A 25,270-nucleotide genomic window follows, 5' to 3' on the forward strand; every position below is an offset into this window, starting at 1 on the left:
GTGGATAAAGTTGGGGAAAACGTGGCTGAAGACGATGTAGTTGCCGGACTGTGGCAACAGCTAGTCGCCCAGCTAAATGGCGATGATCGCCTAACCCCGCAGCTTCTTGGCTTTATCAGCCTGGTTGAACCAAAAGGTATTTTGGGCGAGACCCTTTATCTTGAGGTTCCCAACGAACTAACCCGCGAAATGATTCAGCAGCGCATGCGCACCTATATTCAGGAAGCCCTTGCGCCAAACGCCGACTTCGGCGGCCCAACAAACTTTGCCGTGGTGGTTAACCCCGATATCGAGGCTGCCTTTACCCCGGCAACTCCAATAGAGGAACCAATCGCCACGGTTACTCCCATCGGTGCTCCGATAAATTATGCGGAACTTCGCACTGGCGGGCCGGCGACCAACACTTTTGACACTCGGCTGAACCCAAAGTACACATTTGACTCGTTCGTGACCGGTGGATCTAACCGCTTCGCCCACGCGGCGGCATTTGCGGTGGCCGAAGCCCCGGCCAAGGCTTACAACCCGCTGTTTATCTATGGAAACTCGGGGCTGGGCAAAACTCACCTTTTGCACGCCATTGGTCACTATGCGCTTAGCCTTTACCCGCGAATCAAGGTTCGCTACGTGTCTTCTGAGGAGTTCACCAACGACTTCATTAACGCCATTCAGAACAACAGAACCGTCGACTTCCAGGCAACTTATAGGGACATTGACGTCCTGCTGATTGACGATATTCAGTTCTTGCAGGGTAAAGACCAGACCCAAGAGGCCTTCTTCCACACCTTCAACACCCTGCACGATCACAACAAGCAGGTTGTAATTACCTCTGATTTGCCGCCAAAGCAGCTGACTGGCTTTGAGGATCGCATGCTTAGCCGCTTTGAGTGGGGTCTTTTGACCGATATTCAGGCTCCGGAACTTGAGACTCGCATTGCGATTCTGCGTAAAAAGGCCGAAAACGACAAACTCCGCGTACCTGATGACGTACTCGAATACATGGCGGCCCGTGTTTCTTCAAATATTCGCGAGCTTGAGGGTACTTTGCTGCGTGTGAACGCTTTTGCGGCACTAAACCGCCAGGTAGTTGACATGCAGCTGGTTCAAACAGTGCTGAAAGATGTAGTTCCCCTCGGTGAAGACTCTGTGGTTGCACCAATTGAAATCATCAACGCTGTGGCGGCCTACTACAAGATCACACCCGATGACCTTTACGGCCAGAGCCGAATTGCAGCAATCGCGCTAGCCCGCCAGATTGCCATGTACATCTGCCGTGAGCAGACAAACTTGTCGCTACCTAAGATTGGCCAGCTATTTGGTGGCCGTGATCACACCACGGTGATGTATGCCCAAAAGAAGATCACCGAGTACATGAACGAACGCCGCTATGTTTACAACCAGGTGACTGAGATTATTGGCCGAATCAAAGCCGGTCAGCGCTAGAAATCTGAATTTTTTATAAATTCTTTATAAATATCCACATTGGGTACAACCCTGTGGATAACTGTGGATAAATCCCTAGTTTCCGTGTAATTCCGTCTATTTGGCTGTGATATCTAGATCGCTAATTCACAACCCCAATAGTTATCCACAGAATAATCCACAACTGTGTAAACATCTTTCATCGATGTAGTTCCGTGAGAAACATTGGTAAGTAGTTACTTATCCACATTTTCCACAGGGGTTAATAATGTTGTTTTAAATATTTAAATATTTAGCTAACTCATAACTCTTTAGTTGGAATTACAAGAAATTTTGGGCAAAACAATTTATGCCACAATAAACCCCTAACCGAATTTGGGGAGAATCTTGAAGTTCCAGGTCAATAAAGACGTGCTCAGTGAAGCCGTTTCATTTGCTGTTCGACTATTGCCACAGCGAACCACTTTGCCAATTCTTGGTGGAATCCTGATTGAAGCAGACGCCAACGCGCTGCGCCTATCGGTGTTTGACTATGAGGTTTCAGCGCAAGCCGAGATCGTGGCCAAGGTGGAAGAGTCCGGCCGTGTCTTGGTTTCTGGACGACTGCTTTCAGAGATCGCCAGCAAGCTGCCAAATGCCCCGGTTGAATTTGCCACCGATGGCTCCAAGGTCACCGTGAGCTGTGGCTCAACCAAGTTCTCACTTTTGACCATGCCGGTCGATGAGTACCCAACTCTTCCTGAAATTCCATTGCTGTCTGGCACCATCAGCGGTGAAGCATTTGCAAATGCCGTTGGCCAAATTGCAGTTGCCGCGTCGAAAGATGATGTGACCCCGGTGCTTACCGGCGTGCAAATTGAAGCCAGTGAAAAGACTTTGTCATTCGTAGCTACAGACCGATACCGCGTTGCTCTTTGTGAAGCAGCATGGAACGGATCAAAAGACGCAGATGGTTCAGTTGCTTTGGTACCTGCCCGCACACTGCAAGAAGTTGCAAAGACTTTTGGCAACCAGGGTGACATTCAAATTTCAATCGCCAAGAGCGATGATCGCGAAATGATTGCTTTCAAAGCTAACAACCGTTCAGTTACCTCGTTGTTGCTGAAAGGAAACTTTCCTCCGGTGAAATCTTTGTTCCCTGCCGAGATTGAGAACTACGCGGTAGTTGCTACTCAGGATCTTATTGATTCAACTCGTCGTGTCTCTCTAGTGCTTGAGCGCGAGGCTCCACTGCGTTACTCATTTGACGATGGCAAAGTTTCTATGGAAGCTACCGGAAACGAAACTGCCCAAGCTTCTGAAAATATTTCTGCCGAGCTAGAGGGTAAAGAAATTGTGGTCTCTCTAAAGCCGCAGTTCCTGATTGATGGACTTGCCGGCGTGCACAGCGAATTTGTGAAGATCGCTTTTACCAACAACGAGAACCCAAATAAGCCGGGTCCGGTTTTGATTTCGTCACACGGTTCAAAAGAAAAGACTGCCGCGGATTCTTACCGCTACCTATTGCAGCCAAATCTTTTGGTTCGCTAGTTAGCAATAACTAGGGCAAAATTACAAAAATCTGAGTCGAAGGGGCTGACGCGAGATGTTAATTAAGCATCTTTCGTTAGCCCATTTTCGTAACTACGAGAACGCGGAAGTTGAATTACAAAAAGGTGTGAATCTTTTTGTTGGTCCAAACGGTCAAGGCAAAACAAATCTTGCGGAAGCAATTAGATATTTGTCGACTCTTTCTTCGCACCGTGTGGCCGGCTACATACCAATGATCAAGCAGGGTGCAGCCCAGGCAGTTGTTCGTGCACTTGCATCATTTGATGACCGCGATGTTTTGCTTGAACTGGAATTAAATCGCGACAACCCAAACAAGGCACGTGTTAATAAATCGCCCGCGCAAAAAGTGCGCGACATTTTGGGTTACGTAAATTCAGTGACCTTTGCGCCGGAAGACCTAGACATCATCAAGCGCGACCCAAGTAATCGCCGTGCTTTCATTGACGAACTTGTAGTTCAGGTGTGGCCAAGATTTGCTGGCGTGTATGGCGATTATGAACGCGTGCTGAAACAACGAAACACACTTTTAAAAACCGCGCGCCAAACTGGCGCTAAAGGCTCCGCGCTGTCGACCCTGGATGCCTGGGATCAATCACTGGTTTCCTACGGCTCAGAAATTATTGCCGCGCGAGTTGATTTGATTGAACGACTTCGCCCCCACTTATTTGCCGCTTACCAATCAATTGCGATTGCCAACAACGAGCCAAAGATTTTGATTAAGTCATCTTTACTGAGCGCAACTGTTGCGCACTACCTGGACGAAGATGAAAGTTCCGAGTTTGCCGAAGCGGAATTCTTGAACACTGGCGATCGCGCCGAGATTGAAGAATTGTTCCGCCTGAAATTACAAAGTGTGCGCAACAAAGAGCTAGAGCGCGGAATTACATTAGTTGGCCCGCACCGCGATGATTTGGTGTTGCTGCTTGGATCACTGCCGGCAAAGGGTTATGCGTCGCACGGCGAATCATGGTCTTACGCACTTGCACTTCGTTTGGCATCGATTGCACTGCTTCGCGCAGAAACCAGAAGCGGCGACCCAATTTTAATTTTGGACGACGTGTTCGCCGAGCTTGATGCTGGCCGCCGCGAACGCTTGGCCCAAATGGTTAAAGAAAACGAGCAGGTACTTATTACCGCTGCCGTTGCTGAAGACATTCCAAAAGATTTGATCGCCACCGTGTTTCACGTGAAAGCCGGGGTGGTCACGAGTGAATAATTCGAACTCGCCTAGCGACGAAAACAAGGGCCAGGAATCCCCACAGGATTTTGCCCAAGAGTTCTACTGGAAGATGCGCGAGGCCATCACCGGCCGACTAAGCCGAGACGCCAAGAGGATTGCCGAAAAAGAGCAAAAGGCCAACTCGCGCCCGTTTGAAAAAGGTCGCGATTTTGTAAAGGGCGGCGATGCCATCGATGGTTTGATGAAGGCCTTCCGCTGGGAGAGCCAGCTGGCCGAGGCCGACCTTTTCAATAAGTGGGCCGAGATCGTGGGCGACACCAATGCTGCCAGCAGTCAGCCTGAGACCCTGACCAGCGGAACCCTCACGATTCGCTGCAAATCAACTGCCTGGGCCACCCAGCTGCGCCTGATGCAGGCCCAGATCCTGGAGAAGATCAATGCGGCCTATCCCGAGGTTGATATCAAGGCCTTGAAGATGCTTGGACCGGATGCTCCGAGTTGGAAAAAGGGCCCACGCTCTGTACCGGGCCGTGGCCCGCGCGATACCTACGGATAGAAATTAATCCAGAGCTTTTGCGCGCTGTTTCAAAAATGCTGCGACGTCGTAATTTTGATCGCGCCTAAATGGCAGTGCGCCAGAAATAATTTGATCGGGCAAGTCGGCAAGAGTGGCAAGTTGCTCTGTGATTACAGCCTCTGCGGCTTTTCTAGAAACCCCAAGTTCCCCAGCTGCTTCAACCAAAAGCGATCTTGACCAGTTAGTGGTCAACTCGTTGATCGCCAGGGCCATGGTGCGATCTTCGTAGTATCGGGTGCAGAGCAAATCGTAGGCAGGTGAAACTCGCCACTCGCCGGAATCAGATTCCAGCACAGAGAAATTCTTGGCGTGTGCGTCACCGTTGCCAATGAGCCAGTTGAAAATAAGTTGTTTAAAGAGTTCGTAGCCGGCAACCATCGAAGCCGGGCAAAGCGAGGCCAGCCCCTTGGCCATTTGCAGAAAATCAATGTTGTATTTGTCTGCCGGGTAAAGATTCGCCACCTGGCAACCGTCCTCGGCTGCTAACAACTGCTTGCCTTGCTTGGTTGCTAAGCGGTCAAAGCGTTCCAACAACAAAGCGGGTTGCCCTTGACCATCGATCAACAATTTGTGATTCGCGACCTTGATTCCACATTTTTTTGCGAGACCCAAAAAATACGCCTCGTTCTCGACCGCAAAGGGAACATCGGTGGGGTTTAGTTTCAACATGTAATCCACGTTTGCCATTCGCGCGCGGGCATTCAACATCTTGCTGGATAGTTTGTCTTGAACTCCGGGAATGCCAGTTGGTTTGGCGCCTTTGAATCGCTCGCGAATTTCTGAAAATGAGATTTCCGCGAGATCGTTAGGAAGCATCAGCGACTCACGCTCTGTTGCTGGGTTGGCGCCCGGGGCTAAGACCTGAACATCACCAATCAAATCTGCACCGATTTCCAGCAGCAAACCAAGGTCATCACTAAGGGAGGTCTTTAGGCGGTCGCTGATGGCGTTTAGTCGACGGCCCTCTGGTAGTAGCCCGGCAAAGTATGCCGGAGCTGCGCTGCCGCTCAGTAGCAAGGGTTCAGACGTGCGCGGCAAGGTAGTGGCGACTGGCTGACCACCAGAGGCCAGGTAGGCGTCGTCGTATTGAAACTTGATGTTGCCGCCCTGGCTGCTTAGCGTTGCCGCGAGCACACCCTTTTTGTAGACGAGGCCAAGCTGCTTATTCATTAGTTGCAAGTTCTAACTTGAGACTGAGGCCAAGCGTTGAAATTACTAACAGCATGCGATCTAGAGCAACAGTGGCCTTACCGTTTTCTAAATTGTGAATAAAACTAGATGAAACCCCAGCTAAGTCAGCGAGCTCAATTTGGGTAATTCCCAGCTGTTGTCGACGTTTTTTTATTGCAGACGCAAAACCTAAAACCGAGTCATTAATATCGCTCAAAATGGCCTCATTTTTATTCGTTCGAATAGATTATGGATAGATTACGTCAGAAAAAACGCTTAAACAAGGATTATTTACTCGAACGACAAAATTCAAGCGAAATCGGGGTTATCCACAAGTTCGCCGACGGGCCTATATCCCGCATAAATACTGGGATATTGGCATTTCCGAGTGGTAAAAATTGTCTGCCCGGCGGGGTAGAATTTGGGTAGTTAATCACCCCGAAAATCAGTCGCTCGGACGAGCGCATTTCTATAGGGCCTAACTACCGAGAATTAGGAGTACCACCGCAATATGTCTGAAAAAGCAACTGGGTCAGCAGCAGAAAAAGGCTCAAAGAACGCAGCGGAGCAAAGCTACGATGCCGGAAATATCCAGGTTCTAGAAGGCTTAGAGGCGGTACGTAAGCGCCCGGGCATGTACATCGGTTCTACCGGTCCCCGCGGTTTGCACCACTTGGTCTACGAAATCGTAGATAACTCGGTAGATGAGGCCCTGGCGGGCCACTGTGACACCATCAACGTCACCATCACCAAAGACGGTTGGATCAGAGTCCAAGACAACGGCCGCGGTATTCCAGTAGATGTTCACCCAACAGAGGGTGTATCAACCGTTCAGGTTGTACTTACCGTTTTGCACGCAGGTGGAAAGTTCGGTGGCGGCGGATACGCAGTATCGGGTGGTTTGCACGGTGTGGGTGCATCTGTTGTTAACGCGCTTTCAACCAAGCTTCGCGTGGCGGTTGCTCGCGAGGGTCACTACTGGACCCAGTCATACACCGTGGGTGTGCCAGACGCTCCCCTAGTAAAAGGTAAAGAGACTGACCTGCACGGAACCATGATTGAGTTCCTGGCCAGCCCAGAAATTTTTGAAACCGTTGAGTACGACTACGAAACTCTGCGCATGCGATTCCAGCAGATGTGTTTCTTGAACAAGGGCCTAACAATTTCGCTGAGCGATGAGCGCAACGGACGCGAAGACACTTACTGCTACGAAAACGGATTGAAAGATTACGTTGCGTATCTAAACAACTCTAAGAAATCGGAAATCGTAAACGAAGAAATTATTTCGTTCGAGGCTGAGACCAAAGAGAAGAACATGTCGGTCGAGATAGCAATGCAATGGACCAACGCCTACAACGAATCCGTTCACACTTACGCAAACACAATTAACACTCACGAGGGTGGAACACACGAAGAAGGTTTCCGTGCAGCACTTACCTCATTGATTAATAAATACGCACGCGAGAAGTCACTGCTTAAAGAAAAAGATGAAAATCTATCTGGTGATGACTGTCGCGAAGGTTTGACCTGTGTGATCAGCGTGAAGCTTGCTGAGCCACAGTTTGAAGGTCAGACCAAAACCAAACTTGGAAATACAGAAGCAAAAGCATTCGTGCAAAAAGTTGTAAACGAAGAATTCAGCGACTGGTTGGGCCGCAACCCAAACGTTGCAAAAGATATTGTTCGCAAAGCAATTCAGGCAGCAACCGCGCGACAGGCTGCACGTAAGGCACGTGAAGCAACTCGTCGTAAGGGACTACTTGAGTCTGGTGGCATGCCAGGAAAGTTGCGCGACTGTTCATCCCGCAACCCAGAGCTCTCGGAAATTTTCTTGGTGGAGGGTGACTCTGCGGGTGGTTCTGCAGTTCGTGGTCGCAATCCAGAAACGCAAGCAATCTTGCCGCTGCGTGGAAAAGTTTTGAACGTTGAAAAGGCACGACTAGATCGCGCACTTGGCAACGCAGAAATTCAGGCGATGATCACCGCGTTCGGAACCGGAATTGGTGACGAGTTTGATGTGAGCAAGGTTCGCTATCACAAGTGCGTTTTGATGGCCGATGCCGACGTTGATGGTTTGCACATTCGCACATTGCTACTTACTTTCTTGTTCCGCTACATGCGCCCACTGATTGAGCACGGTTACGTTTACCTTGCGCAGCCACCGCTATTCAAGATCAAGTGGTCGAACGGTCCACACCAGTACGTGTACTCCGATGAAGAACGCGACCGCGCACTTGCCGAGGGCGCAGCAGCTGGAAAAAAGATTCCTAAGGAAAATTCAATTCAGCGCTACAAGGGTCTTGGTGAGATGGACTACGACGAGCTTTGGGAAACCACAATGGACCCAAACACTCGCACCCTGCTACAGGTAACTCTTGAAGACGCTGCACTTGCAGACGAAGTTTTCTCAACCCTGATGGGTGAAGACGTAGAAGCACGTCGTTCATTCATCCAGAAGAATGCAAAGGATGTTCGCTTCCTAGACATCTAGGAGCGGGGGAAATCATGGCAGAAGAAACTACAAATTCATCAGGTCTTGTAGACCGAATCGAGCAGGTCGACCTACAGGTCGAAATGCAGCGCTCATACCTTGACTACGCAATGAGCGTTATCGTGGGCCGTGCTTTGCCAGACGTTCGCGATGGTCTAAAGCCAGTTCACCGCCGCGTGATCTACGCGATGTTTGACGGTGGTTACCGCCCAGACAAGCAGTTCTCAAAGTGCTCACGCGTTGTTGGTGACGTTATGGGTCAGTTCCACCCCCACGGTGACAGCGCCATTTACGACACCATGGTTCGCCTTACCCAGGACTGGAACCTGCGCTACCCACTTATCAGCGGCCAGGGAAACTTTGGTTCACCCGGTAACGACCCAGCGGCGGCCCCGCGATACACCGAGTGCCGCATGGCACCACTGGCCATGGAAATGGTTCGCGACATCGACGAAGAGACCGTTGACTTCCAAGACAACTACGACGGCCGCACCCAGGAACCAACCGTGCTGCCTTCGCGAATTCCAAACCTTTTGGTTAACGGATCTATTGGTATTGCAGTTGGTATGGCTACCAACATTCCGCCGCACAACCTTCGCGAGGTTGCCGCCGGTGCCGAGTGGTACCTAAAGAATCCAGAAGCAACCGATGAAGAACTGCTTGCAGCACTTATCGAGCGCATCAAGGGCCCAGACTTTCCAACCGGCGCACACATTCTTGGTCGCAAGGGAATTGAAGAGGCGTACCGAACCGGTCGTGGATCAATCACCATGCGCGCGATTGTTAACGTTGAAGAACTAAACGGCCGCACCTGCTTGGTAGTTACCGAACTTCCTTACCAGGTAAACCCAGACAACCTTGCAGAAAAAATTGCTGGGCTAGTTAAAGAAGGCAAGCTTCAGGGCATCGCGGATATTCGCGATGAGACATCGGGTCGTACCGGTCAGCGTTTGGTCATTGTCCTCAAAAAGGACGCGGTGGCCCGCGTTGTGCTTAACAACCTTTACAAGTTGACACCGCTGCAAGAAAACTTCAGCGCCAACATGTTGGCACTTGTTGATGGCGTGCCTCGCACACTGGCACTAAACGGATTCGTTAAGTACTGGGTTGAGCACCAGGTTGAAGTAATTGTTCGCCGCACTCAGTACCGTTTGCGCAAGGCAGAAGAACGCGCACACATTTTGCGCGGTTACCTAAAGGCGCTCGATGCACTTGACGCAGTAATCGCTTTGATTCGCAAGAGCCCAACAGTTGATGAAGCTCGCGATGGCTTGATGCAGCTTTTGTCTATTGACGAACTACAGGCTCGCGCAATTCTTAACATGCAGTTGCGTCAGCTTGCGGCTCTTGAGCGCCAGAAGATTATTGATGAAGCTGCTGAACTTGAAGCGCAAATCATTGACTTCAAGGCAATCATTGCTAGCCCAGAGCGTCAGCGCACAATCATCAGTGAAGAACTTGCCGAAGTTGTTGAGAAGCACGGCGATGACCGACGCACTCAGATTGTTGCCGGCGGCGAAGGCGATGTTCAGACCGAGGATCTAATTCCTGAAGAAGAGATGGTTATCTCACTTACTCGCGGTGGTTACATCAAGCGCACTAAGAGTGACAACTATCGTTCACAGCACCGCGGCGGTAAGGGCGTGAAGGGTGCAAACCTTCGTGCCGACGACGTAGTGGAACACTTCTTTGTAACCACCACGCACCACTGGTTGTTGTTCTTCACCGATAAGGGCCGCGTTTACCGCACCAAGGCATACGAAGTTCAAGAAGCTGGTCGCGATGCAAAGGGACAGCACGTTGCTAACTTGCTAGCCATGCAACCCGATGAAAAGGTTGCTGCGGTTCTAGACATTAGCGATTACCAGGCTGCTCCTTACCTAGTGCTGGCAACCAAGAGTGGTCTTGTAAAGAAGACCGCACTTGATGCTTATGACACTGCTCGCACCGGCGGCATCATCGCAATTAAGTTGCGCGATGGCGACGAGGTAGTTTCTGCAGTGCTTGCATCAGAGACCGATGACCTACTACTTGTTTCACACAAGGGCATGTCAATCCGATTCTCGAACAGCGATGAATCCCTTCGTCCAATGGGTCGCGATACCTCTGGAAATATCGGTATGAATTTCCGAAAGGATGACTACCTGCTTTCGGCAAGCGTGATTAACGACGTGGAAGATTCGTTTGTGTTTGTGGTGACTGAGGGCGGCTATGCAAAGCGCACAGAGGTTTCGCAATACCGACCACAAAACCGTGGCGGCCTTGGAATCAAGGTGGCCAAGCTTGAAGAGAAGCGCGGCGATGTTGTTGGAGCGATTATTGTTGCCGAAGACGACGAAGTTCTTGTAGTTTTGGCCAGCGGTAAGGTTGTGAGATCTGCAGTAAGTGGTGTTCCGGCTAAGGGCCGCGACACCATGGGTGTGGTTTTTGCTCGCTTTGCCGATGACGATAGCGTTATTGGTCTAGCCAAGAACACCGAGAGAAACTTGGAGTCTGCTACAGAAGCGCAAGACGCTACTGTAGATGAATCAAGCGAAACTGAAGGAGTAACTGAATGAGCCTTTTCGCCCGCGCAAAGCGCAACATTCCGCCAGTCAAGCAGGTAAAGCTCAAGCTGGTTCACATTGACTTCTGGTCTGCAGTTAAGACTGGTCTTCTAGTGACCACCGCAACCGGCATTGCAACTATCGTTGCGTTCTTCCTAATCTGGTTGCTGGTTTCTCAGACCGGCCTATTCGGCTCACTATCTACCCTGGTAAACAGCGTGATTGGTGGTGGCGCCGGTGCTTCGCAGCAGGGCGTTGACGTGGCTCAGACCCTTAGCCTGCCTAGAGTGATGTCTTTTGCCTTCACCGTTTCACTTTTCAACTTAGTTTTGGGCACCGCCCTGGTTGGCATCAGCGCATTGATCTTCAATGTGATTGGTCGCCTAACAGGTGGTATCTCAATCGGCTTTACGAACAACTAAGTTGGTTTGATTCAGTGAACTTTTTCGTGTAAAGTCGGAAAGGTTCTACGGGCCTATAGCTCAGGTGGTTAGAGCGCTTCACTGATAATGAAGAGGTCGGAGGTTCAAGTCCTCCTAGGCCCACCAGGAAGCCTTTCTCAACTGAGACAAGGGATCCAAACGTAGAAACACAGCAACAAAGTGCACCAAGACCCGGGGATTTAGCTCAGTTGGTAGAGCACCTGCTTTGCAAGCAGGGGGTCAGGGGTTCGACCCCCCTAATCTCCACAGAAAAGAATGTTAAAGTTACGAAAAAGTCGTGAGCATCGACTAACCTCAGATACACAAATCGGGAACTGTTAAACGCGAGCTAATTTTGCCGCACAAAACAGCCCTAAAAACATCAGCCGGGGGTTAGAGTGACGTTTTTGAGAAACCTAATCAAGAAAGTTTCTGCTCTTGAGGAAATTTACATTGAACGGTATCCGGACGTTAGCAGTGCGAAACTAAAACCTTTTACACACTGGTTAATTTGGGGAGTTCGCGAACGCCGCGTTTTCTTTCCAAACCTGAGATTGGCGTTGGCGGGAAATAAACTCACGGTAACAGCTTCTTTCGATCGCGACAATACATCAGATACTCGAATTCCTCTAGAAGTACTCGAGCAGTTTGATCGAAGTAGTGAAATTGAAATGGCGTTACCAACGACAAACGAAATCACTAATAGTCGCTTCAGCGTATTTGATGGAAGCGCCATTAGAACTCGAACAGGTGTAGATCCTAAGATTGTCAAACCATTCCTTGAGCGAAGATACCAAGCTATTCTGATTACTTCTCGCTTAGTCACGGGGGGCGCCGAAAAATACCTTGCAAAAATCGCAGGTCACATCCCGAATGGAAATATTTCCAAAACTCTAGTTATTTCAACGGAAGACACTAAAAGAGAATTTGAAGAACGTGATCTTCCAAACGTGATTGAAACCCTTAGAAATGCCGATCACCTTTTCTGGAGCGTAAACTCTGGATTTCCCGATAATGAGGAGACTTTCGCTCGTTTCGTACGCGGCCTTAGTTCTGAAGTTATCTTTGTTTGCAATTCAGATCTGGGTTACAGAATGTTGGATAGATTTTCAAAGGGAATTGCCACATCCTCAAAGTTGGTAGCACTTTTTTTCTCATTCGGTAATCGCGAGACCGTCACATGGGCACGTCTCTACGCGCGAAAACTTATTGGGAAAGTCACAATCGTATCTGACAACTCGACATTCGTTCGTGAGGCAAGAGATCTGGACCCCCTGGTAGGGGAGACTCTCATGAAAGTTATTCCTGCACCTTGTGAACAAGTTCCGACTCAAGAATTCATGGAAAAAATAAAAAGGCGATTTGAATTTCAATCGACAATCACCCGCTGGCTGTGGATTGGAAGGATAGAAACACACAAAGATATAGACGCCTTGGCCATACTTGCAAAGCTTCGTCCTAGGGATAAATTTGAGCTTTTTGGAACAGTCGAGAGGTCACCTAGCACCAAAACACTCTTTCGTCTCAGAAATGTCTACTACAAGGGGTTTCAAAAAAATTGGAAGGAGTTTCCTTTTGAAAGATATGCGGGTTTAATTTTCACCAGCTCCTTTGAAGGCATGCCAAATACGCTGCTAGAGTGCTCCCAAGAGGCAATCCCAATGATCATTTCTGACGTTGGTGGCATTCGAGACACATTTGACGAACGCAACAGCCTGCTTGTTAAACGTTCTCACGACCCAATACAAACAGCCCAAAACTTTGATGAAGCTATAGGAAGGCTGCTTTCTAAAACTGAATTGGAAATGAGAGAACTTCTCATCGAAGCACATGAAAGGGTCGCTTCCCGACATTCAGAAGATGCCTTCGGCAAACTTTTGAGAGAGTTACTAGAAAATGGATAGTGAAAATTCCAAAAAACAGGTAGACGTGTTCATACTATTTCATGCTGAAGGTCTACTAGCGCTTCCAGCCATGAAAAGCGCACACGAATTAGTTCAAAAAGCCAAATCTTTTGGAAAAGTTACACTCAATGCTGTTCTTGATAATGCCGATCCGAAAACTAAGGAAATTGTTAGCTCAGCTAAGAGTTGCTTTGATTCAATCCACTTCGTTGAATTCGGCGACCTTGGAAAAACTCGAAACTTCTGTATTCAAGTCGCCAAAGGAAGCCACATTTCAATGTTGGATGGTGATGACTTGTGGGGTGCTGAGTGGATTAGCAGGGCCATGACTCATGAGAGTAATGAGGAGGAGGCAACAGTTTTACATCCTGAATTTCTATATTACTTTCACGAGGATGACTTGGCCAACAGGGGGAAAGTAAAAAAGTCGTTCTTTATTCGCCATCAATCCTCTATTTTGACCCAAGCGTCCCCGAAATTGCTTTACTTGGCCAATTTTTGGTCCGCCAATAATTTCATGCCCTTGAGTATCGCAAGAAAATATCCTTATAGACCAACCATTCAGGAATTGGGCCTTGGCATTGAAGACTGGAGTTGGAACTTAGAAACGGTTGCCAATGGGATTCTGCACGAGGTCGTCCCAGGCACAATTCATTTCATACGAGTGAAACAAGCAGGTTCTCTCGGAGTTCAAAATTCACTTAGTGGTTTATCAGTCCATCGCCCTAACATTTCCGGATAAAGGGGTCTTTTTGGAGAGACGAACCGTGTTTGTAAATCATATACAGGGTGTCATAAATTGCCCGCCGAATTTGAGAAAAGGATCGTATCTTCCCTCGAGTTTGGGATTCGTGGTGGATAGCCCTAATTTTTGGCGCCAAAACAATTTTTAAGCCAAGGTTTCTAATCGACATGCAGAGGTCAACATCGTTGTAGCCCACAGGCAAATTCTCGTCAAACCCTCCAACTGTCCTGAAAATCGAACTTTTGATTGCGAGACACGCTCCGGTCACAGCCGAAACCTCAATAGGAGCCTCTAAGGCTTGGCTTAAATTTATGTTCCTTATACTTGAACCCTGAAATGGGTGTCCAGCTACAAGACCTTGACCGAGTTTTACCCCAAAGTGTTGAATCGAGCCATCAGGATAAATAAGTTTCTGTCCCACGACTGCAATCAGTTCGTGTTTCAACAATCCAGTTACGTCTTCAAGCCAGCCAGCCGAAAATATTTCAACATCATTATTTAGAAAAATTGATATTTCTGCATTGACTTTCTTAAACGCGACATTATTTAGCTGTGAATAGTTGAATGGACGACCATCTCTCATTACGTCAATAAAGGGGAAATCCCCCTTGAGCCTCGACAGCAGGATAAAGGTCTCCGGTTCCTCGCTTCCATTATCCACAATGGTTATCCGAAGTTTCCAGCCTGAACTGAATTTAATAATTGATTTAACACACTTTTCGAGTAGGTAAGCCTTATCTTTAGTTGGAATTATTATGTGGACTTCTTTGTCGAAGTTTTCCTCTTGACTTAGGCGCAACATCTCAGCGAGGGAGGATTGCTGATTAAATGCAAAATAAAGGTCAGTCCCCTTGTTCTTTGTCAAATGATTTCTTAGTCCCGTAAAAAGAGATTTGATTAAAAGTTCCGTCAGACGAAACTTACTCATGCAAGTTACTTGTTTGAGATCAAATAGAGCGAAAGGTAAAGCCCAAAGGATCAGTAAGGATCTCACAATTAATTCCATGCAAGGCGGCTTTCTATCCTATGATCCTAGAACTGGTATCTTTCTTTCTATGGGACAGCCTAGCCATTCAAACATTGCCCTAACATTAGCTTGGCAAGATATACGGCAAGCCTATCGACGCTCGGCCGTCGGGCCTTTTTGGCTAACAATAGGCATGGCTCTTCAGATTGTTACCATGGGGTTGGTTTTTGGTCTCATCTTCAAGACCGAGTTAACGGAATACTTGCCTTTCTTGGCAACAAGCATCATCTTCTGGGGCCTAATTTCAACTGCAATCAATGATGGATGCATGACCTTTATTTCGTCTGAGGCAATGATCAAGCAGTTAGAGGTGCCGCACTATCAATATGTAGTGAGGACAGTTTGGCGAAATCTTGTTTCAGCCGGGCACAACCTCGTTATCTTGCCTCTAGTGTTGTTGTTCTTTTGGCGTTTTCCCAGCTGGACACTTATCGGCTTGATCCCGGGTCTAGTGATTCTGGTCCTCAACATTAGTTGGTTAGTTTGGCTGCTTGGAATGATGAGTGCACGATTTAGGGACATGCCACCCATTGTTTCGTCAGTAATGACCATTGCTTTTTATGTGACCCCGGTTATGTGGTATCCGAAGCTCATTGAAAATAATTCATTGGCTCACTTGCTGATTGGTCTAAACCCTTTGTACCACTGGTTGCAGATTGTGCGACTTCCAATTATGGGACAGTGGCCGACATGGGAAAACTGGGGGCTTGGATTGCTCTCTGCCGGAATCGGCTGGGCAGTCACGTTGATGGCATATAAGAAGTATCGAAACATGATTGCGTACTGGGTGTAATTAGATGGCACACATCTCTTTCGACAATGTCTCAATTGAATTTCCAATATTCAACGCAACTGGACGCTCGTTAACTTCAAGTATTTTGAAAGTCGCTACTGGTGGCAAGCTTGACGCTGACCCAAATGGGCGCGTGTTAGTCAAAGCATTGACTGATATTTCATTCTCGCTTCGCGAGGGTGACAAAGTTGCATTGCTTGGCCACAACGGCGCTGGTAAGTCAACAATGCTGCGTGCACTTGGCCGGGTTTATGCACCCACCAAGGGAACTGCGGAAATAGTTGGTGAGATTGGTTCGCTAATTGACATCAGCTTAGGGATAAATCCAGAGGCAACAGGTCGTGAGAATGTTTACATTCGTGGCCAGTTGTTGGGACTAACTAAACATGAGATTTCTGAGAAGTATTCAGAGATTGTTGAGTTTGCCGAACTGGGTGACTTTATGGAGATGCCAGTTCGTACTTACTCATCTGGAATGCACTTGCGCTTAGCTTTTGCAGTGTCTACTGTTGTGAGACCTGAAATACTTTTGATGGATGAATGGTTGTCTGTTGGCGACGCAGACTTTCAGCACAAGGCCGAAGACAGACTTCGAGATTTAGTTTCTGGCACAAAGATCTTGGCTATTGCTACTCATTCGCGTGAGTTAGTGGAGTCAGTGTGTAATCGAGCTATTTGGCTTGAACACGGTCAAATCAAAATGGATGGACCAGTAGCTGAAGTTGTGCCCGCTTACTTTGGTTAGAAGTCTGCCGCTTTGGAGTCTTTCTCACTCAAGCTGAATTCAGTAATTCCCGAAGACTCAAAAGCGATTGCTAACTTTGCAGACAAAGCATTGATAGTTCTGTCTGCTCCTGGTGAGTACTCAGATGTGCATAGGTAGTTTGCGACTGAGTCGTCTTCAAGGCTGAGGAACGCATGGCCTAGGCCCTCTGAAATGAATACGCTTAAGCCATTTTCGGCTGAGAGTTCAACGGCATCCCACTGGCCATAAGTCGGCGAATCTTTACGAAGGTCAACGACAACGTCCCAGATTGCGCCTTTAGGGCAAGAGACGTATTTGGCCTGGCCTTCTGGGCTATCTGTGTAATGGATTCCCCGGATCACACCTTTATTAGAAACGCTTTGGTTGACCTGCTTCACAGTAAATGTCCGGCCAAGTTCAGATTCGATTTGCGAAATCTTGAACTGCTCCTCAAAGTGCCCACGTTCATCGTTATGACGAATAGGCGTGTGGATCCAGGCACCTTTGATCTTCATTTCTTGGAATGGCATAAAATCAAGGCTAGCCGAACAAGGGGAATTTATGCGCTGGGTAGTCATTGGTGACAAAGGGCTGTTTGGCTCTGAAATGGTGGCTTACCTTGAGGCCAAAGGCGAATTAGTATCGCGATTCAATAGGTCAAATTTGAATTTAGATGAATTGCCAGAATCACTGGCCCAGCAAATTGGGCCAGCCGATGTGATTGTGAATGCCATTGGATTTACGGCTGTTGATAAAGCTGAGTCAGAACTATACGAGGCGAATACAGTAAACGGAATTTACGCTGGCAAACTAGCTCAAGTGGCTGCAATCCTGGATGCCAAGGTTTTTTACATCTCGACAGATTATGTATTTGATGGTGGGTCTGTTACTCCTTATATCACTAGCGCAGCGACTAACCCGCAAAGTATCTATGGAAAATCTAAAGAGTTGGGCGAACAGTTGGTTGCTCAATCCGGAGCAAACTACACAATTTTTAGAACATCATGGTTGTACGGAGCACGCGGCAAGAATTTTGCAAAGACGATTGCTGCGAAGTTAATAGAGGATGGTGCAGTGAAAGTTGTGAGCGACCAAATTGGAACACCAACCTGGACGCGCGATTTGGCGGAAGTTGTTTACGCTCATGGAGTAAATCCATTCAATGAAAAAATTGTGCATGCGGTGGCAAGTGGTAGTGGGAGTTGGTTTGATTTTGCCCGTGAAGTTGCAGCCACCTTGCCTGAAGGCTCAAAATATTTTTTGAGCCCGGTGTCTACTGAAGAATTTCCAACAGCTGCAATTCGACCAGCATTTAGTGTTTTAGCTAATTCAGAAACCAAGGGGCCAATTATTGGCGATTGGCACGAACGCTGGAAAATTGCAGCACCAGAAGTGCTTGCAGAATTTCTAACTGATTAACGCTCGAAGGTAGTCGCCGTAACCAGACTTGCCATACTTGTCAGCTTCCTGAAGAAGTTGATCATTTGAAATTAACCCAAGGCGCCAAGAGACTTCTTCTGGAACATTGATCTTGCGACCAATCTCTTTTTCAATTTTGCGAACGCCTTCGGCAGCAAGATGAAGTGAATCGATAGTACCTGTATCAAGCCATGTTTTTGTTGAATCTAGAACTTCGACATTTAGCTGGCTGTTTGACAAGTACAGGTTGTGAAGATCTGTGATTTCAAGTTCACCACGTGCTGAAGGAGTTAAGGACTTTGCAAGCTCAACGGCTTGGTTGTCATAGAAGTAGAGTCCCGGAATCACAAAGTTACTTCTAGGAGACTTCGGCTTTTCTTCTATGCTGATTGCCTTACCTGCTGTATCAAATTCGATGACGCCGTACTCTTGCGGATTGGTTACCTCGTAAGCAAATACGGTTGCACCCTCACGGCCAGACATTGACTTCAGAGCCGTGCCCATTCCGATGCCATAGAAGATGTTGTCGCCAAGAATCAGTGCAACCGAATCGGTTCCTATAAATGATTCGCCAATCAGTAGAGCCTGAGCCAAGCCTTCGGGTTTTTCTTGGATGGCGTATGAAATTGAGATTCCCCATTGGGAGCCGTCACTGAGCAGACGCTTGAACTGTTCTTGTTCGTGAGGGGTCGTGATTACCAAGACCTCGCGAATACCAGCCAGCATCAGAGTGCTTAGTGGGTAGTAGATCATGGGTTTGTCGTAAACCGGAAGAAGCTGCTTTGAAGTTGGAAGGGTAAGTGGAGCTAGGCGCGTGCCTGAACCTCCAGCCAGAATGATGCCCTTCATGACTGCTAGCCTACTTTAGGGGTAGGAGGACGTACCAATGAGAATTCTGGTTACAGGCGGAGCGGGCTTTATTGGCTCTAATTTTGTGCGCCGCACTCTTGAGACTCGCCCTGATGTTTCAGTGGTTGTTCTTGACGCACTTACTTACGCGGGTTCTTTGTCTAATTTGTCTGGCCTTTTGGGCAAGTACGAATTTGTTGAGGGCAACATTCTTAATTCGGCTTTGGTTGATTCGCTGGTTTCACGAGTTGACCAGGTGGTTCACTTTGCTGCCGAAAGCCACAATGACAACTCATTGAAGTCACCTAAGCCATTCATTGATACCAATATTCTTGGCACCTACGAGTTGATTCAGGCCTGCGTGAAGCACGATGTGAAGTTTCACCACATCTCTACCGATGAGGTATTTGGGGATTTGCCGCTATCGGGGTCAGAAAAATTCACGGCTGAGACCCCTTACAACCCGTCATCGCCATATTCGTCGTCTAAGGCGGCAAGCGACTTGTTGGTTAGGGCCTGGGTGCGCTCATTTGGTTTGAAGGCTACGATTTCAAACTGCTCGAATAACTTTGGTCCGTATCAGCACGAGGAAAAGTTGATACCGCGCATGATTGGGCTGATTGCTTCGGGCAAGAAGCCTGAGTTGTATGGCAATGGGGCAAATGTGCGGGACTGGATTCACGTGGATGACCACAATGACGGGGTTTGGGCGATTTTGGAGCGCGGAGTGGTTGGCCGAACCTATTTGCTAGGCGCAGACAATCAGCGTTCTAATTTAGAAGTTGTGCAGGTTTTGTTGCGGATTATGGGCAAGCCTGAGGATTTTATTTCGTTTATTGAGGATCGGCCGGGGCATGACCTGCGTTATGCGATTGATGCGTCGGCGACTGAGGCTGAGCTTGGCTGGAAGCCGGTTCGTGGGAATTTTGAAGAGCGCTTGGCTGAAACCGTGGAGTGGTACCTGGGACGCCTAAACTTGCCAAAGGACTAGTTTTTAGGGGATTTAGGTCATGGGCGCATCGGCTCCAGTTATTGCAGTGGTTATTCCTGCGTACCGAGTGGCCGCCCACATTCTTGAAGTCATTGCCGAGATTGGCAAAGAAGTCTCACAAATTTATGTAGTTGATGACGCTTGCCCTGAGGGCTCGGGTGCATTGGTTTCGGCCAAGTGTGCCGATAAGCGCGTAAAGGTTTTGACCCATGCTGAAAACCAAGGTGTTGGCGGAGCTGTTGTTACTGGGTATCGCGCGGCGCTCGAAGGCGGTGCCGAGATCGTGGTCAAGGTTGATGGCGATGGGCAGATGGACCCGGCGCTTATCGGTGATTTAATTCAACCGATTGTTGACGGCAAGGCCGACTACACCAAGGGCAATCGTTTTGACAGCTTGGTTGGGCTGCGCGAGATGCCGGGCGTGCGCGTGCTGGGTAATGGTGCGCTGAGTTTGATGTCGAAGATTTCGAGTGGTTATTGGAACATCACTGATCCAACAAATGGTTTTACTGCGATTCACCGCGATGTGTTGCGCGCTATGCCGCTTGACATGTTGAGCAAGCGTTTCTTTTTTGAATCCGATGTTTTGTATCGCCTGAGCATTATTCGTGCGGTTGTTTGGGATGTGCCGATGGAGGCGCGTTATGGGAATGAGAAGAGCAACCTATCGGCGGTGAAGGCTCTGTTTGAATTTCCGGGCAAGCACTTTGTGCGTTTTCACAAGCGATTGTTTTACAACTACTACTTGCGCGACATGAGTGCGGCTTCGTTGGAGTTGCCACTGGGGGCGGCGCTTGGTTGGTTTGGTTTCATTTTTGGCGTGACAAAGTTTTCGGAGTCAGTTGAATCTGGAATGCCCGCGACAGCTGGAACTGTGATGTTGTCGGCGGTACCAGTTATTTTGGGTTTCCAATTGGTGCTGGCATTTTTGAGCCATGACATTGCTTCAGTGCCAAAGCGCGTGAAGCACAAAAAGTAGGAGTTTGACTTGACTGCAGCGGTTTCAGTGAACCGATTTGATCGTGCTTACTTTTGGCTGGTTGTTCCATTTATTGCCGCGTTGATTTCAATTGGCCGGGTGTGGCCGGTGCTACCTGCGGTAATGCAGGATGAATACGTTTACAGCATTCAGGCGCGTTTCACTCCTTTTGCTGAGCAGCTTTACCCAAACTATTTGTTCTCTTGGTTGTACTCAGGCACAAGTGCTTGCGGAGCTGACTTTTATAGCTGCGGCAAGGCATTGAATGTTGTGTTCTTCTTTGCGACTTTGGCATTTATCTTTTTCATTTCTCGCCGTTTGTTGAGCATCACCTGGGGCGCGATGATCGCAACCGTTGCAGCGTTTAGCCCAATTCACGTTTATGTTTCTTACTTCATGCCGGAGGCAATGTACTTTGCTTTCATCACCGCAACTATTTATGTTGCATTGATTGCCGGTGCTAAGCACAAGCTGTCTTGGTGGGTTGCAACCGGGGCACTGCTTGGTTTGAGCGCCTTGGTGAAGCCACACGCCCTGTTTACCTTGCCCGCGTTCCTCTTGTTTGCGTTGTTAGTTGCCTTGAGAAGCGAGAGCGGAAGCTTGGGCCAGGGGCTGATGGCTAGCCTGGGCAAGCTGGGAGCTTTTGCCGTTGTGAAGTTCGGCGGAGGCTTTGCTTTTGCTGGCGCTGCCGGTCTTTCCTTATTTGGAACATCCTATGAGTCATCTCTAAACCAATTCGTCTCTGAGAACGCTCAAGGGCAAGCAGATGTAGCTGCCCAGACCGTTTCGACGGTTTCTAATGCCGCGACAGAGTCGTCTGTTCAGGCTGCCGAGTCATCCGGACCTGGGTTTTTTGAGGTCTTTATTCCACACTCACTTGCACACCTAGCGCTGTTGCTTACCGTTGCCGGTATACCTTTGCTGCTTTCCATGAGCGTTATCAAAGACGCCGTGATAAAGAAGCAAGAAGTTTCAGCGTCCAGCCAGTTCTTGCTACTAATTGGTTTGCTTTCACTTTCATTTGCTCTTGTAGTAGGCGCATTTGAAGGAGTTGTGACCTCACTAGGTGATGATCACAGTTCAAGAATCATTACTCGCTACTACGAGTTTTTGGTGCCATTGCTTCTAATAGCTGCGGCGGTATTTGCTAAGTTCGTGGAGCCAAAGATTCGCGTCCGACTGATTCAATCTGGATTCATTATTGCCGCGCTGGTATTTGGCTGGGTATACCTGAGTGGGGTAAACCAGAGTTTTGCCGATTCAATTCTGCTTTCTGGATATCTTTCAGGCCCGGCTGTGATTCCGATTATTGCCGCAATTGGAATCATTGTTGCTTTGGTTTGGATTTTCTCTGCCAACTCAGGATCAAAACTAATTGTTTATGTTGCTACCCCGTTGATCTTGTTAATTGCTGGTTTTACTTCACAGAGTTATTTGCTTTCTCAAGTTGGAACCAACGAGGCGTATTTTGACGTTGCTGGTCAAAAAGCTAAAAGTCTTTTGGCGGATGTTGCCGGAGAAAAGATTTCAATTGTTGGGCCGGTGCGCTACCAAAACTTCACCACGAAGTTTTGGATTGATAAACCGGCTATTCAAGACGTAACTCTGCCGGATGGACAGGCAATCGATGCTGCATCGATGCCAAATGTTGATTACGTGGTGCTGATTGGCAACGCAAAGATTACCGGAACAACAGAAGTGCTAGACCAGGCTGAGGGCTACGCAATCGTAAAGATTGTTCGCTAACCCTACTTCTTTAGTTTTTTAGAAACTCGCAGGCCGGCGATGTAGGTTGCCTGGCGAACAGGCCACTCCCAGAGTTCGCTGATTGGTCGCAAGAGTTTTGGCAGGTGCGCTTTGCGCACTGCGCTGGCCTCGTTCACTGATTCACGACGGCGACTTACGGAAAGTGACCCTGGGTGCCAACGGAAGTTTGCCAGTACTTTTGGAATGTAGACGGCCTTACCAATTTCGCTGAGCGAATAAAAAAGTTCAAAGTCAAAGGCCCAGCCAAACTTATTGCTCAAGCCACCGACGCGTTCGAATGCATCACGGCGGTAGAGTGCACCCGGCTGAGGAATTAGCTGTGGGCCAACTCGCAAAAGTGGAACCGCCCACGGGCCACTCTTGTTGGTGAAGATTGGCTTTCCGTTTGGGTCAATGTATTCGCAGCCGCCAAATACCAGAACTGGTTCATCTGGCTGTGCCAGGCGTTCGGTAGCGGCTGTTAGTGAGCCTGGGGTCAAAAGGTCGTCATCACCCAGCCAGTTGATGAAGCGGATGTCTTTTGGCAGGGCACGGAAGCCAAAGTTGATTTTGGCGGCAAGGCCGGGTTCTGGTTCGTCTAGGTACTTGTCAATTAGTCCACTGGCCAGGAATTCAGAGGCATCAAAGCCCTTGTTGCCGACCAAGATCACATAGGCTTTGCCGGCATCGCGAATGGATTGCAGGGCTAGGGGCAGGTACTCGGGGCGGCCGCCAATAGTTGGGACGACCATACCTACACGTTCAGACATACCCAAAGTCTAGACTCGAGAGATGCTTGCTTTCCTACCTGGCTTATTGACCGGACTTTCGCTGATTATTGCGATTGGGGCGCAGAACGCCTTTGTGATTCGCCAGGGATTGACCAAGAAGCACGTTTTGCTGGTGGTGGCGATTTGTGCGCTGTCTGACGCGCTGCTGATTTTCTTGGGGGTAGGCGGTCTTGGTGCACTGATTCAGGGGCTGCCTTGGTTGCTTGAAATTATCCGCTGGTTTGGTGTTGTCTACCTGGGCTGGTTCGGCATCAAGTCACTGAGGTCAGCTTTCAAGACACAGAGCTTGGATGCATCGGGAACCCAAAGTGGTTCGGCCACCAAGGTGGTTACCGCGGTGCTGGGCTTCACCTTTTTGAACCCGCACGTCTACCTAGACACTGTGATTCTTTTGGGTTCTATTGGAAATCAATTTGATGACGACAAGTGGTGGTTTGCCACCGGGGCTGCCGTTGGCAGCGTGCTTTGGTTTAGCGCGATTGGTTTTGGGGCTAAGGCGGCATCGGTGTTTATGTCTAAGCCGGTGTTCTGGAAGGTGCTTGATTTGATCATTGCTGCGGTGATGTTCTCAATCGCAATTCTTTTGGCTTTCTACAAGTTCTAGCGGCGTTCACTTAGGCTGGTTGGATGGACGAGCAAGAACTAATGATCACATTTAGCGTGTTGAGTTTTTCTGTGCTTGGCCTTGGTGCAATTGTGTTGAGTCTGGTGACTCTGCTTGGTCGCGGCAATCGTTCGTTTGCGATTATTACTGCGGCCGCAACAATTTTTCTTGGCGCATTCATGTGGATTGTGCTGGCGCCACAGGGCTTGCTGCCAACTGTGCTTGGCGTGATTGCCTTAGTGCTTAGCGTGCTGCCACAAAAGCTGCGCACTTCAACCGCTGAAGAAGACTAAATAATTTCAGCACCGATTAGGCGCACAACCTCTGCACAAACTTCTAGGTTGGCAATTGAGTCAGCGTGTGATTCGTAAGGTGATTCCAGTAGACCCTCGCTGATGAACTTGGCCATTGCGGTTGCTTGATAGGAAAGACCTTCGTGACCTTGAACAGCAGAGTCATCAGTCCAGGTTGTGTAAGGGGAACCAAAATCGGTGTTGGCAATTGTGATGCTGGCAGGTACAAAGAATTCCGGTCCAACCGTAATTTTGGCCTTGTCGCCACCAACGGATGCAATGCCCGGCACCGCGGCGCGAGCAGAAAGCACGATGTAGGCACGCGCGCCGGATTCATAATTCAACTGAACCGATACTTCTTCTTCGATTCCGTTTGGATGCATCACCCCTTGCGCGGTTATTGACTTTGGGTTGCCTAGGAAAGTCTGGATAAAGCTAACTGGGTAGATGCCCATGTCGAAGAATGGATCGCCGTGACCCTTTTTCCACAAGCGAGGAATCTCTAGGTTGGCTTGAGCCATGTGTGCGGTGACGAGATCAATGTTGCCAAGTGTGTTGGACTCAAGCAGCTGACGGATTACGTCGTAGTGCGGAAGATAACGAGTCCACATCGCTTCCATTGCAAGAACGCCCTTGGCTTTTGCCGCGGCGAAAATCTCGGCGGCTTCTTTAGGGTCTAGCGCAAGTGGCTTTTCAACCAGTACGTGCTTGCCGGCGGCGATTGCCATGAGTGCGTGATCGCGGTGTTGGGTTGGCAGGGTTGGAATGTAGATGACGTCAATGTCTTCGCGGGCCAAAAGGTCTTCGTAGTTGTCGTGAGATTCGATGCCAAATTTTTCGGCGAAGGCCTCAGCCTTGCCCGGTGTGCGGGAGGCAACCGCCACGATGTGCTGCTTGGTGTGCTTTTGCACGCCGCCAACGAATGCCTGGGCGATGTCGGCTGCGCCCATTACTCCCCAGCGCAGCACCGGAACCGATGCCGGATCGATGATGCGCGGGGCTGGAAGTACTGGGCTTGAAGTTGTCAT

General features: G+C 48.8%; 24 protein-coding genes and 2 tRNA genes. 19 read left to right on the forward strand and 7 right to left on the reverse strand.

Going from position 1 to position 25,270, the window contains the following annotated elements:
* The first annotated feature begins 21 nt into the window (after nt 1-21).
* The 4 genes from dnaA (at nt 22) to RHOLA_RS00020 (ending at nt 4,706) form a co-directional block, all read left to right on the forward strand.
* A complete protein-coding gene (gene dnaA / locus RHOLA_RS00005; RefSeq protein ID WP_038503471.1) occupies nt 22-1,440 on the forward strand; it encodes a chromosomal replication initiator protein DnaA in 1,419 nt (472 codons plus the stop codon).
* 366 nt (nt 1,441-1,806) lie between these two features.
* Nucleotides 1,807-2,949: a DNA polymerase III subunit beta gene (gene dnaN, locus RHOLA_RS00010; RefSeq protein WP_038501469.1), complete on the forward strand. Its 1,143-nt coding sequence runs from the start codon at nt 1,807-1,809 to the stop codon at nt 2,947-2,949.
* A 55-nt stretch (nt 2,950-3,004) separates the two neighbouring features.
* Nucleotides 3,005-4,186, forward strand: a complete 1,182-nt coding sequence (recF, locus tag RHOLA_RS00015) for a DNA replication/repair protein RecF (protein WP_038501471.1) — start codon at nt 3,005-3,007, stop codon at nt 4,184-4,186.
* Nucleotides 4,179-4,706, forward strand: coding sequence for a DciA family protein (locus tag RHOLA_RS00020; protein ID WP_051636111.1), 528 nt, complete (start codon nt 4,179-4,181; stop codon nt 4,704-4,706). Before recF ends, RHOLA_RS00020 begins: the two co-directional genes overlap by 8 nt.
* A 3-nt stretch (nt 4,707-4,709) precedes the next feature.
* Here the strand turns inward: RHOLA_RS00020 and RHOLA_RS00025 are convergent, their stop codons facing one another.
* Together RHOLA_RS00025 and RHOLA_RS00030 are read right to left on the reverse strand one after the other, a co-directional pair.
* Nucleotides 4,710-5,897, reverse strand: coding sequence for a type II toxin-antitoxin system HipA family toxin (locus RHOLA_RS00025; protein WP_051636112.1), 1,188 nt, complete (start codon nt 5,895-5,897; stop codon nt 4,710-4,712).
* A complete protein-coding gene (locus RHOLA_RS00030) occupies nt 5,890-6,114 on the reverse strand; it encodes a helix-turn-helix domain-containing protein (protein ID WP_227818779.1) in 225 nt (74 codons plus the stop codon). The genes RHOLA_RS00025 and RHOLA_RS00030 overlap by 8 nt, the downstream gene beginning before the upstream one ends.
* Before the next feature lie 294 nt (nt 6,115-6,408).
* Between RHOLA_RS00030 and gyrB the strand changes: the two genes are divergently transcribed.
* The 7 genes from gyrB (at nt 6,409) to RHOLA_RS00065 (ending at nt 14,002) form a co-directional block, all read left to right on the forward strand.
* Nucleotides 6,409-8,388 (forward strand): DNA topoisomerase (ATP-hydrolyzing) subunit B, encoded by a 1,980-nt coding sequence (gyrB, locus tag RHOLA_RS00035; protein ID WP_038501473.1) that lies wholly within the window; start codon nt 6,409-6,411, stop codon nt 8,386-8,388.
* A 14-nt stretch (nt 8,389-8,402) separates the two neighbouring features.
* A complete protein-coding gene (gene gyrA / locus RHOLA_RS00040; RefSeq protein ID WP_051636113.1) occupies nt 8,403-10,946 on the forward strand; it encodes a DNA gyrase subunit A in 2,544 nt (847 codons plus the stop codon).
* Nucleotides 10,943-11,356, forward strand: a complete 414-nt coding sequence (locus tag RHOLA_RS00045; RefSeq protein ID WP_051636114.1) for a DUF3566 domain-containing protein — start codon at nt 10,943-10,945, stop codon at nt 11,354-11,356. The genes gyrA and RHOLA_RS00045 overlap by 4 nt, the downstream gene beginning before the upstream one ends.
* A gap of 49 nt (nt 11,357-11,405) precedes the next feature.
* Nucleotides 11,406-11,482, forward strand: a tRNA-Ile gene (locus RHOLA_RS00050).
* A 68-nt stretch (nt 11,483-11,550) separates the two neighbouring features.
* A tRNA-Ala gene (locus RHOLA_RS00055) sits at nt 11,551-11,623 on the forward strand.
* A 140-nt stretch (nt 11,624-11,763) separates the two neighbouring features.
* The gene (locus RHOLA_RS00060; RefSeq protein ID WP_038501475.1) at nt 11,764-13,260 is read left to right on the forward strand and encodes a glycosyltransferase; all 1,497 of its coding nucleotides are present in this window, start codon (nt 11,764-11,766) and stop codon (nt 13,258-13,260) included.
* Nucleotides 13,253-14,002, forward strand: a complete 750-nt coding sequence (locus RHOLA_RS00065; protein WP_038501477.1) for a glycosyltransferase family A protein — start codon at nt 13,253-13,255, stop codon at nt 14,000-14,002. Before RHOLA_RS00060 ends, RHOLA_RS00065 begins: the two co-directional genes overlap by 8 nt.
* Here RHOLA_RS00065 and RHOLA_RS00070 read toward each other — a convergent pair.
* Entirely contained in the window at nt 13,986-14,870 is an 885-nt protein-coding gene (locus RHOLA_RS00070) for a glycosyltransferase family 2 protein (RefSeq protein WP_227818780.1), read from the reverse strand. The two genes, RHOLA_RS00065 and RHOLA_RS00070, sit on opposite strands and share 17 nt — an antisense overlap.
* A gap of 190 nt (nt 14,871-15,060) precedes the next feature.
* On the opposite strand from RHOLA_RS00070, the gene RHOLA_RS00075 reads away from it, so the two are divergent.
* Nucleotides 15,061-15,825, forward strand: coding sequence for an ABC transporter permease (locus tag RHOLA_RS00075; RefSeq protein WP_158384471.1), 765 nt, complete (start codon nt 15,061-15,063; stop codon nt 15,823-15,825).
* 4 nt (nt 15,826-15,829) lie between these two features.
* Nucleotides 15,830-16,570 (forward strand): ABC transporter ATP-binding protein, encoded by a 741-nt coding sequence (locus RHOLA_RS00080; protein WP_038501481.1) that lies wholly within the window; start codon nt 15,830-15,832, stop codon nt 16,568-16,570.
* On the opposite strand, the gene RHOLA_RS00085 is transcribed toward RHOLA_RS00080, so the two are convergent.
* Nucleotides 16,567-17,100: a dTDP-4-dehydrorhamnose 3,5-epimerase family protein gene (locus tag RHOLA_RS00085; RefSeq protein WP_038501483.1), complete on the reverse strand. Its 534-nt coding sequence runs from the start codon at nt 17,098-17,100 to the stop codon at nt 16,567-16,569. The genes RHOLA_RS00080 and RHOLA_RS00085 overlap by 4 nt on opposite strands.
* On the opposite strand from RHOLA_RS00085, the gene rfbD reads away from it, so the two are divergent.
* Nucleotides 17,075-17,989 (forward strand): dTDP-4-dehydrorhamnose reductase, encoded by a 915-nt coding sequence (gene rfbD / locus RHOLA_RS00090; RefSeq protein WP_144239005.1) that lies wholly within the window; start codon nt 17,075-17,077, stop codon nt 17,987-17,989. The genes RHOLA_RS00085 and rfbD overlap by 26 nt on opposite strands.
* On the opposite strand, the gene rfbA is transcribed toward rfbD, so the two are convergent.
* Nucleotides 17,978-18,838 (reverse strand): glucose-1-phosphate thymidylyltransferase RfbA, encoded by an 861-nt coding sequence (rfbA, locus tag RHOLA_RS00095; protein ID WP_038501487.1) that lies wholly within the window; start codon nt 18,836-18,838, stop codon nt 17,978-17,980. The genes rfbD and rfbA overlap by 12 nt on opposite strands.
* Nucleotides 18,839-18,875: 37 nt before the next feature.
* On the opposite strand from rfbA, the gene rfbB reads away from it, so the two are divergent.
* Genes rfbB through RHOLA_RS00110 form a run of 3 tightly spaced genes read left to right on the forward strand, consistent with a single transcriptional unit; the run spans nt 18,876 to nt 22,554 of the window.
* The gene (gene rfbB / locus RHOLA_RS00100) at nt 18,876-19,829 is read left to right on the forward strand and encodes a dTDP-glucose 4,6-dehydratase (RefSeq protein WP_051636117.1); all 954 of its coding nucleotides are present in this window, start codon (nt 18,876-18,878) and stop codon (nt 19,827-19,829) included.
* A 19-nt stretch (nt 19,830-19,848) separates the two neighbouring features.
* The gene (locus RHOLA_RS00105) at nt 19,849-20,808 is read left to right on the forward strand and encodes a glycosyltransferase family 2 protein (RefSeq protein ID WP_038501489.1); all 960 of its coding nucleotides are present in this window, start codon (nt 19,849-19,851) and stop codon (nt 20,806-20,808) included.
* Between the two features lie 9 nt (nt 20,809-20,817).
* Nucleotides 20,818-22,554 carry an ArnT family glycosyltransferase gene (locus RHOLA_RS00110; protein WP_038501492.1) on the forward strand — a complete coding sequence of 579 codons (1,737 nt, stop codon included), beginning with the start codon at nt 20,818-20,820 and terminating at the stop codon, nt 22,552-22,554.
* A gap of 2 nt (nt 22,555-22,556) precedes the next feature.
* On the opposite strand, the gene RHOLA_RS00115 is transcribed toward RHOLA_RS00110, so the two are convergent.
* A complete protein-coding gene (locus tag RHOLA_RS00115; protein WP_038501494.1) occupies nt 22,557-23,324 on the reverse strand; it encodes a glycosyltransferase family protein in 768 nt (255 codons plus the stop codon).
* A 22-nt stretch (nt 23,325-23,346) separates the two neighbouring features.
* Between RHOLA_RS00115 and RHOLA_RS00120 the strand changes: the two genes are divergently transcribed.
* Both RHOLA_RS00120 and RHOLA_RS00125 read left to right on the forward strand, forming a co-directional pair.
* The gene (locus RHOLA_RS00120) at nt 23,347-23,949 is read left to right on the forward strand and encodes a LysE/ArgO family amino acid transporter (protein ID WP_038501495.1); all 603 of its coding nucleotides are present in this window, start codon (nt 23,347-23,349) and stop codon (nt 23,947-23,949) included.
* A gap of 23 nt (nt 23,950-23,972) precedes the next feature.
* Entirely contained in the window at nt 23,973-24,242 is a 270-nt protein-coding gene (locus tag RHOLA_RS00125; RefSeq protein ID WP_038501497.1) for a hypothetical protein, read from the forward strand.
* Here the strand turns inward: RHOLA_RS00125 and RHOLA_RS00130 are convergent.
* Nucleotides 24,239-25,270: a Gfo/Idh/MocA family protein gene (locus RHOLA_RS00130; RefSeq protein WP_038501499.1), complete on the reverse strand. Its 1,032-nt coding sequence runs from the start codon at nt 25,268-25,270 to the stop codon at nt 24,239-24,241. The two genes, RHOLA_RS00125 and RHOLA_RS00130, sit on opposite strands and share 4 nt — an antisense overlap.

The organism is Rhodoluna lacicola, assembly GCF_000699505.1.
Classification (GTDB): Bacteria; Actinomycetota; Actinomycetes; order Actinomycetales; family Microbacteriaceae; genus Rhodoluna; species Rhodoluna lacicola.